The sequence below is a fragment of the Citrobacter sp. wls826 genome, from assembly GCF_005281245.1.
In the GTDB taxonomy this organism is placed as follows: Bacteria; Pseudomonadota; Gammaproteobacteria; order Enterobacterales; family Enterobacteriaceae; genus Citrobacter; species Citrobacter braakii.
On sequence record NZ_SZWS01000012.1, the window covers coordinates 115,426 to 124,324 of the forward strand.

7 protein-coding genes and 1 pseudogene are annotated in these 8,899 nt (G+C 54.3%); 7 read left to right on the forward strand and 1 reads right to left on the reverse strand.

What is annotated here, in order from left to right; translation table 11 throughout:
* The 4 genes and pseudogenes from FDW87_RS21465 to csiE form a co-directional block, all read left to right on the forward strand.
* Positions 1–219 (forward strand): annotated as a pseudogene (locus FDW87_RS21465) (ABC transporter permease); the annotation flags it as partial.
* A gap of 17 nt (positions 220–236) precedes the next feature.
* Positions 237–1,874: an FGGY-family carbohydrate kinase gene (locus FDW87_RS01525; protein WP_003847100.1), complete on the forward strand. Its 1,638-nt coding sequence runs from the start codon at positions 237–239 to the stop codon at positions 1,872–1,874.
* A complete protein-coding gene (locus FDW87_RS01530) occupies positions 1,871–2,470 on the forward strand; it encodes an SIS domain-containing protein (protein ID WP_046275222.1) in 600 nt (199 codons plus the stop codon). The genes FDW87_RS01525 and FDW87_RS01530 overlap by 4 nt, the downstream gene beginning before the upstream one ends.
* Before the next feature lie 247 nt (positions 2,471–2,717).
* The gene (csiE, locus tag FDW87_RS01535) at positions 2,718–3,995 is read left to right on the forward strand and encodes a stationary phase inducible protein CsiE (protein WP_103284114.1); all 1,278 of its coding nucleotides are present in this window, start codon (positions 2,718–2,720) and stop codon (positions 3,993–3,995) included.
* Here the strand turns inward: csiE and FDW87_RS01540 are convergent.
* Entirely contained in the window at positions 3,990–5,138 is a 1,149-nt protein-coding gene (locus FDW87_RS01540) for a 3-phenylpropionate MFS transporter (RefSeq protein WP_019077391.1), read from the reverse strand. The two genes, csiE and FDW87_RS01540, sit on opposite strands and share 6 nt — an antisense overlap.
* A 489-nt stretch (positions 5,139–5,627) precedes the next feature.
* Between FDW87_RS01540 and FDW87_RS01545 the strand changes: the two genes are divergently transcribed.
* From FDW87_RS01545 to FDW87_RS01555, 3 genes are all read left to right on the forward strand, one after another.
* Complete coding sequence (locus FDW87_RS01545) at positions 5,628–6,206, forward strand: fimbrial protein (RefSeq protein ID WP_049270012.1); 579 nt, start codon at positions 5,628–5,630, stop codon at positions 6,204–6,206.
* Between the two features lie 76 nt (positions 6,207–6,282).
* Positions 6,283–6,975, forward strand: coding sequence for a molecular chaperone (locus tag FDW87_RS01550; RefSeq protein WP_016154019.1), 693 nt, complete (start codon positions 6,283–6,285; stop codon positions 6,973–6,975).
* A gap of 52 nt (positions 6,976–7,027) precedes the next feature.
* The coding region (locus FDW87_RS01555) for a fimbria/pilus outer membrane usher protein (protein WP_252362940.1) at positions 7,028–8,899 on the forward strand (1,872 nt) is incomplete at its 3' end.

Genomic DNA, 8,899 nt, shown 5'->3' on the forward strand with positions numbered 1-8,899 from the left:
GGTGAGTCATACCTGCTGGTCACCATCCTTGCCTCCGTCCTCGGCGGCATCAACCCGGATGGCGGTTTCGGGCGCATTATCGGCCTGGTACTGGCGCTGATTGTGCTGCAAATGCTGGAAAGCGGCCTTAACTTGCTGGGGGTCAGCAGCTATCTGACGATGGCCCTGTGGGGCGCGGTGCTGATCCTCTTTATCGCATTACAGAATCGTAAAGCCTGATTTCAGGAGAAAAAATTATGGCAAGTTACTTTATTGGTGTGGATGTCGGAACCGGAAGCGCCCGTGCCGGCGTGTTTGATCTCAACGGCAGAATGGTCGGCCAGGCCAGTCGGGCTATCGAGATTTACCGCCCGCAGGCCGATTTTGTTGAGCAGTCTTCCGATAACATCTGGCAGGCGGTGTGTAACGCGGTTCGCGATGCGATTAATCAGTCGGATATCAACCCGATCCAGGTGAAAGGTCTGGGCTTTGACGCTACCTGCTCACTGGTGGTGCTGGATAAAGAAGGTAAACCGCTGACCATCAGCCCGTCCGGGCGCAGCGAACAGAACATCATTGTGTGGATGGATCACCGCGCCATTACCCAGGCTGAACGCATTAACGCCCTGCATCATCGGGTGCTGGACTACGTTGGCGGGATTATCTCCCCGGAAATGCAAACGCCCAAGCTGCTGTGGCTGAAGCAGCATATGCCCAATACCTGGGCCAATGCGGGTTACTACTTTGATCTGCCCGATTTTCTGACCTGGCGCGCAACAGGCGATGACACACGCTCATTGTGTTCGACAGTGTGTAAATGGACCTATATGGGCCATGAAGACAAATGGGATGCCAGCTATTTCCGCCAAATTGGGCTGGAAGACCTGCTGGAACATGATGCTGCCAAAATTGGTCGCTACGTGAAAACCATGGGCGAACCTCTCGGTCACGGGCTGTCCGCGCGCGCCGCCAGCGAAATGGGATTGATTCCCGGGACCGCGGTCAGCGTCTCGATAATCGATGCCCACGCCGGCACGCTCGGAACGCTCGGCGCAAGCGGAGTTTCCGGCGAGGTGGCGGATTTTGACCGTCGTGTCGCGCTAATTGGTGGCACCTCCACCGGACACATGGCGATCTCCAAAGAGCCGCGCTTTATCGGCGGCGTCTGGGGCCCTTACTACTCAGCCGTACTGCCGGAATATTGGCTCAATGAAGGCGGGCAGTCAGCAACCGGGGCGTTAATCGACCACGTTATTCAGTCGCATCCGTGTTACGAAACCCTGCTAACGCAGGCTAAGTCTCAGGGGCAAACCATTTATGAAGTGCTGAATGCGCTGCTGCGTAAAATGGCTGGTGAGCCGGAAGATATCGCCTTTTTGACCCGTGACATGCACATCCTGCCCTATTTCCACGGCAACCGCTCGCCGCGCGCTAACCCCACGCTCACGGGAGCAATCACCGGACTGAAGCTGTCCCGCACGCCGGAAGATATGGCGCTCCAGTACCTCGCAACCATCCAGGCCATTGCGCTGGGAACGCGCCATATCATTGAAACGATGAACCAAAGCGGCTACACCATCGATACGATTATGGCCAGCGGCGGCGGGACGAAAAACCCGATCTTCGTTCAGGAGCATGCCAACGCCACCGGTTGCGCCATGCTGCTGCCTGAAGAGAGCGAAGCCATGCTGCTGGGCGGCGCCATGATGGGGACTATCGCTGCAGGCGTGTTCGACACGTTCCCGGAAGCGATGTCGGCAATGAGCCGGATTGGTAAAACGGTCACCCCGCAGACCAATCGCATTAAGCAGTACTACGATCGCAAATATCGGGTATTCCACGAGATGTATCAGGATCATATGAAATACCGCCAACTGATGCAGGAGGACGCATGAGTGACTCCTGGTCTCAGGCCACCGGCGTATTTCAGCTCTATAGCGATGCCCTCGCAGGTCTGGGACAGCGTCTGACTGAACCGGTCTGGCAGTCGCTAATGGCGGAGCTGCGCGGTTGCCAGGGGAAAATCGTCGTCACTGGCGTCGGTACATCCGGTATTGCGGCGCGCAAAGTCGCGCACATGCTCGCCTGCGTGGAACGTCCGGCGATTTACCTCAACGCGACGGATGCGGCGCATGGCGATCTCGGTTTTTTACGCGCCGACGACCTGGTCATTATGCTATCACGCGGGGGAAATTCGGATGAACTCACTCGGCTGCTGCCCGGACTGGCTGCGAGAAATGTGCCCATCCTGAGCGTGACTGAAAACGCCGACTCAGCCATTGCTAAAGCGTCGAGGCTGGTGATTTCCACCGGCGTCCAGCGTGAGGCCGACCCGTTGAACATGTTGGCCACCACCTCAATTTTACTGGTCCTGGCTATCTTTGACGCCGCCTGCGCCTGTCTGATGAGCGAAAGCGGTTACTCAAAAGAGACGCTATTGTCTGTACATCCCGGCGGTGATGTGGGATTAACGCTGAGCCGCGAGCAGTAACACCAGACCGCGCATTTCCACTCGTCTTCTCAACCCGTCACCCTCAGGCGGGTTTTTTTATGTCTCAATAGAAGATAAAACAGTGAAAAAGCCAGTTAACGCGCTGCGTTCCACTCCTGCTATCTGTTCCGCACGTTAAAAATTCTGTGACGCTCTCCAGCATTCCTGGTGGAAAGCATTCCATTCTCCAAATCTATGAGCAAACTTTAGCTATTCTTATCAAACATACTTACGGGAGATCCTACAGATGATGTCAACGCTTGCTCCACCATCTGTACTTTCCGCTCCCCAGCGCCGTTGCCAGGTGCTGCTGACGCTTTTCCTGCCAGGGCAAATCGCTACAGCTCAAACCTTCAGTAGCCTCAATGGCGTTGATGATGCCACTGTTGAGGAAGATATTATTGGCGCAGGACTCGAAATCCAGCGCTATCACCGACTCGCGATTACCACCGCGCTAAATGGCGGCTATACGATCGAAGGGACCCCGCTAAATCAGCGCCTGTGTCTGTTGCAGTGGCTGCGCCGCGGTCTGCGGATCTGCCCGACTTTTATCGCCCAGCATTTCACACCCGCATTAAAAATGGCGCTAAAACAACAAGGTATCGCGCGTACGCTGTATGACGACACCAATCTGCATGCGCTCATTAATCTGTGCTCCCGGCGCTTGCAGAAGCCGTTTGAGTACCGTGACATCCAGTTCCTGCGCCTGTATTTACAGTATTGTCTGCTACAGCATCACGCGGGAGTCACCCCGGAATTTAATCCGCTCCAGCAACGCTGGGCGCAATCCTGCGCAGAGTATCCGCTCGCTGAGGAAATTGGCCGCCACTGGCAACGCCACGTCATGCAGAGTGCGCCGCCGGGCGAATCGCTGTTTATGGCGTTGCTGTTCTCAATGCTCCGTATCCCCGACCCCGAGCGCGATAACCACCAGCAGGATCGTCGCCTGCGCCTTGCTATTGCACGGCTGGTGCTGCGTTTTCGCGAGTATGGCAATGTGCGCTTCAGCGATGAGCAAGGACTGAACGATCAGCTGTATATTCACCTTGCCCAGGCGCTTAACCGCAGCGTGTTTGCCATTGGCATAGATAACACGCTGCCGGAGGAGTTCAGCCGACTTTATCCCCGTCTGGTTCGTACTACCCGCGAGGCGATACATGGCTTCGAAGCGGAGTACGATGTGCAGTTTTCAGAAGAAGAGATCGGGCTGGTCGCCGTTATTTTCGGTGCCTGGCTGATGCAGGAGAAGGATTTGCACGAGAAGCAGATTATCCTGCTGACCGGCAACAATGAACAACTTGAAGCGCATATTGAGCAACAGCTGCGCGAACTGACGCTGCTGCCGCTCAACGTAAAACATATGCCGATGCAGGACTTTCAAAAACAGGGTACACCGCGCGGAGTCACGCTGATTATTACGCCGTATACCACGCCGCTGCCGCTGTTTTCTCCGCCGTTGATTCATGCGGATCTGGCACTTACGCCGCATCAGCAGCAGCAGATCCGCAAAATCCTCGAATCATAACGTTGCAGGCTGCGCCACCACCTTCGGGCGCAGAAAGATTGCCGGTAGCGCCACCAGCGCCATCACCCAGAACACGCCGTTGCCCAGATTCTGGTACAGGTAGCCTGCGAATACGGTCATGATGGCGATGCTGCCGCCCATCGCCACCGCAGAATACACCGCTTGCAAACGTATCACTTCGCTGCCCTGGCGCGTCGCGATATAGCGCATTGCCGCCAGGTGGCAGACGGTAAAGGTTCCGCAATGGAGAATTTGCACCACAATCAGCCACGGTAGCTCAGTGCTCCAGCCCATCAACCCCCAACGTGCCACGCCGCAAACGGCGGAAAGCAGCAGCAAATCGCGCGCGCTAAAGCGGCGGAATAGCTTGTGACTGAGCGCAAAAATAATCACTTCCGCCACCACGCCTAATGACCACAAATAGCCCACCGCCGAAGCGGAATATCCGGCAGACTGCCAGTAGATGGCGCTGAACCCGTAATAAGCGGCATGCGCACCTTGCAACAGACTCACACAGGCCAGAAAACGCCAGCTTTGGGTTATCAACGCACGCCAGGCGGGCCATCCCGCGCTCTCCTGCTGACGGTTTTCCCCCGCTGGCTGCACGCTCGGGCGGATCATCATCCCCAATAGCATCGACGCGACGCCAAGCGACAGCAGGACCAGGATCACCCGATAGTCAAACAGGCTCACCAGCTTGCCGGTCAGCGCGGAGCCAATCACAAAGGCAACGGATCCCCACAGTCTTACCCGACCGTAGTCCATGGTTATCTGTTTTTGCCAGGTGTTGGCCAGCGCGTCGGTCAACGGCACCAGCGGCGAGAAAAACAGGTTAAAGCCGACCATCACCACCATCAGCCACGCCACGTTGGTGCCCGCCCAGAAGGCCAGCGCAAACACCAGCGTCAACAGGGCCAGAATACGTAAAGCGGAGATCAGACGAGAGGGATCGCTTACGCGCGGCGCAATCAGCAAACTGCCGAGAAAACGGGCAATCAGCCCCGCGCCCAGCAGTAAACCGATGGTTTCCGGCGTCAGCCCCAGCCCTTCGAGCCAGACGCTCCAGAAAGGCAGAAAAATACCGTAGCTAAAGAAGTAGGTGAAATAACCGAGCGCCAGCCAGCGCGTGGAATGCAAAGCCATGGGTCCTCCCGTTTTAGAAGCCCTAGTCTAATGACACAAGCCGCATTCTGAAGAGTACTACTGTTCACATTTACCAGATAATTGTGACAAACATCACTTTTAACCAACACTGTTGGCTATCCGAATCCACAATCATTTACACCTGTACAATTTTACAGCAGAAGATGTGATGGGATGAGTAAACAGGAATGCAAGAAAGGAAAATATTTAGCTAAAAAACACGCAACTGAATATTAAGGGCTTAATATCATCACGAGTATAATACTTAGCAAAAACATTCGTTATTATAATATTTCACCCCTCACTAATTTAATATTATTTAATACAATGACAGTTAATTCGCTTATTTTTAATAAATATAATCTGAAAACATCACGCCTTAACTTGCTTATGCACGAATATCGAATACCATCGCCCCGCAATTAATTTTAACCTGTATGTTTTCATAAATTTAATTGTCAATAGGTTTATCGGATAAGAGGGAATTTAATGAACAAAATTACAAAATCTATAGCAGTTAGCCTGATAGCGCTTTCTGCGGGAAGCGCATGGGCGACAGATGGCACCATTGAATTTACGGGTGAAATTCTAACCAGCACCTGTGAGTTTTCTAATGGCGACGTCATCAAGGTGGAACTGGGTCACTACGCCGCCGCGCAGTTTAAAGAAATTGGCGACCGCTCCCCGGCGATTCCGGTTGATATTCCGTTAAAAAATTGCCCAACCACCACGTGGAAACACGTTGATGGTACAACGGACAACTCGTTCCAGCTGTGGCTGGAAACGCGCACAGGCAGCACCGTGACTGCGCCCGATCACGACGCTCTGGTCGCCGTTAGCGGCCTGGATACCGCCGCAACAGGCGTGGGTATCCGTATCGACAGAGCCAGCGACGGCAAGCAAATGTCACTGAATAAGCTCACCACGCCGAAAGTTAGTTTTACCCCGGACGCCAATGGCACCACTACCGTAGGGCTGCAAGCCTATTACGTCTCCACCGTTGATTCATCACTGATCACCCCTGGGGAAGCCAACGCCAACGTGGATGTCACCATAGACTACCGCTAATTCCCGTACGTCGTCTCTTTTCTTCCAGCAAGGACGGAAAGAGACGTTTTCTGACGTCTGGTTAAGGATGACTGTGATGAAAAAACACACTATTCTCGTATTATCGATGCTGCTTGGCGGCTGGGTCAGCCAGTGCCTCGCGGGTGGAATTGTGCTAGAGAGAACTCGCGTCATCTACGATGCCGGGAAAAAAGAGGCCGCCCTGCCGGTGGCTAACCGTAGCGAAAACCTGCCCTATTTATTACAGTCGTGGGTCGATAATGCGCAAGGAACGGCGCGTGGTCCTTTTATTATTACGCCACCGCTATTTCGTCTGGATTCAGGCAGCGATTCATCACTACGAATAATTAAATCATCTGAAAACATCATTAATAACAAAGAATCACTTTTCTTTATTAACGTCCGCGCGATCCCGGCAAAAAGCCAGTCTGCCGACAGCGATAATAATATGCTGACCCTGGTATTTAAAACGCGTATCAAACTGTTTTATCGGCCAGCCAATTTAACGGGTAAACCTTACGATGCCTATAAATCTCTCGAATATAAATATAGCAATAATAAGTTAGACATCTATAACCCATCAGCTTATCACGTCGTCTTTGCCGGTATTGCGCTCGGGAAAACCGATCTCACCAGTAAAATCGACTATATCGCTCCCGGCGAGCATAAACAGATCGAGGTTCCCGCTTCTGCAGGGAAAACGGTGCAGTGGGCAGCCATTAACGACTACGGCGGGGCCACCAAAACGGAAACCCGAACGCTGCAATAGCCGTACCCCACGTTGACCACACGATAATAGCTCTCAAGGAATGACAAGCGAAATGGTGCAATTAACACCGCATTTATTAACCACGAAACGGCTCTCTTTCTGGATACATTGCGCGATTGTCAGCGGATGCCTGAGCGCATGCCAGGCCTGGGCCAGCGATCTCTATTTTGACCCGGTGCTGCTGGAAACGGAGAAAAGTGGCCAGCGGGCAGTGGATCTCAACGTATTTTCTCAGAATAACGCCCAGCTCCCTGGTGAGTATATTGTTGATATTTATATTAATAAAAAGAAAACGGTACAACGTACGCTGCCGTTCATCGCCGGTAAAGACCACCAGCTGATTCCTCAGTTCACCCTTGGGCAGCTACGTGAGCTGGGCTTTAAGATCGACAACTATCCGCAGCTTGCGGAGCAGGACAACCGTACGATAATTACCGATCTGACGCAGGCCATCCCCGGCAGCGTCTCTCAGTTCGACTTCAACCACAGCCGGCTGAATCTCAGCGTGCCGCAGATTGCATTGTACCGCGACGCCCGCGGCTATATTGACCCCTCCCGCTGGGACGACGGTATGCCGGTGCTGTTTACCAACTACGCCTTTAGCGGCTCGCAGAACCAATACGACAGCGATAACACCCAGCGCCAGTATCTGAATATGCAAAACGGCGCCAATATCGGCCCCTGGCGGCTGCGCAATTATTCCACCTGGACGCACAACGATAACGACACACGCTGGGAGAGCATTAATAGCTGGTTGCAGCGGGATATCAAAAGTCTGAAATCGCAGCTGGTAATGGGCGAGAGTGCAACGGAAGGCACGGTATTCACCAGCTATCAGTTTACCGGCGTGCGGCTGTACTCCGATGAAACCATGCTACCCAACAGCCAGCGCGGCTTTGCGCCGACTATTCGCGGTATCGCCAACTCCAGCGCTATCGTCACGGTACGGCAAAACGGCTACACCCTGTATCAAAGCAATGTCCCGGCCGGCGCTTTTGAAATCAACGACCTCTACCCCTCTTCCTTCAGCGGCGATTTAGACGTCACTATCGAAGAGGCCGACGGTAGCGTGCGGCACTTCGTCCAGCCGTTCTCCGCGCTACCGCAGATGCAGAGGCCGGGATATCTCAAATACAGCGCCACCGCTGGGCGCTTTCGCGCCGCCAGCTCGCAGGACAGCAACGAACCGGAGTTCCTTGAAAGCACCGCCAGTTATGGCCTGAACAACGTGTTGACCCTGTACGGTGGCCTGAATGCCTCGCAGGACTATCGGGCGCTGGCGCTGGGTCTCGGCTCTACGCTCGGCGAACTTGGGGCGGTATCGATGGATGTCAGCCGTGCGGATACCCAGCTTGATAACGATGAAAACTATCACGGCTACAGCTGGCGTACCCAGTACATCAAAGATCTACCGGAAAGCGGCACCAGCGTGTCACTAAGCTACTATCGCTACACCAGCAGCGGTTATTTCAACTTCTCCGACGCCAACCAGAAGGACATCAGCGCCGACGACCGCCTGCGCGATGAAGCTCAGTTCACCGTCAGCCAGTCGCTGTTTTCTGGTATCAGCTTCTACGCCTCCGGCTCGCAGCAGAAGTACTGGGATCGCGGGGGGCAGGATAAAAACCTGTCCATCGGTCTGAACGGCAATCTATGGGGCGTGAGCTATAACCTCAGCGGCCAGTTCACCGATTCGCAGGACAGCGACAACGATCGCACGCTGTCGCTCAGCCTGAGCGTACCGCTGGATCGCTGGCTGTCGCATGCGCGGGCAACCTGGCGCACCACCGATCAACGCGATCGCGCCACACAGCACGAAGTGGGTATCAACGGCTCGCTGCTGGAAGACCGTCGACTGAGCTATAGCCTCAAACAGCGGCAAAGCGAAGGCGGCGGCGGTGATAGCAGCAGCCTGTACGGCAGC

Coding starts and splice junctions, on each gene's coding strand:
- FDW87_RS01525 (WP_003847100.1), top strand. CDS start 237: ATGGCAAGTTACTTTATTGGTGTGGATGTCGGAACCGGAAGCGCCCGT.
- FDW87_RS01530 (WP_046275222.1), top strand. CDS start 1,871: ATGAGTGACTCCTGGTCTCAGGCCACCGGCGTATTTCAGCTCTATAGC.
- csiE (WP_103284114.1), top strand. CDS start 2,718: ATGATGTCAACGCTTGCTCCACCATCTGTACTTTCCGCTCCCCAGCGC.
- FDW87_RS01540 (WP_019077391.1), bottom strand. CDS start 5,138: ATGGCTTTGCATTCCACGCGCTGGCTGGCGCTCGGTTATTTCACCTAC.
- FDW87_RS01545 (WP_049270012.1), top strand. CDS start 5,628: ATGAACAAAATTACAAAATCTATAGCAGTTAGCCTGATAGCGCTTTCT.
- FDW87_RS01550 (WP_016154019.1), top strand. CDS start 6,283: ATGAAAAAACACACTATTCTCGTATTATCGATGCTGCTTGGCGGCTGG.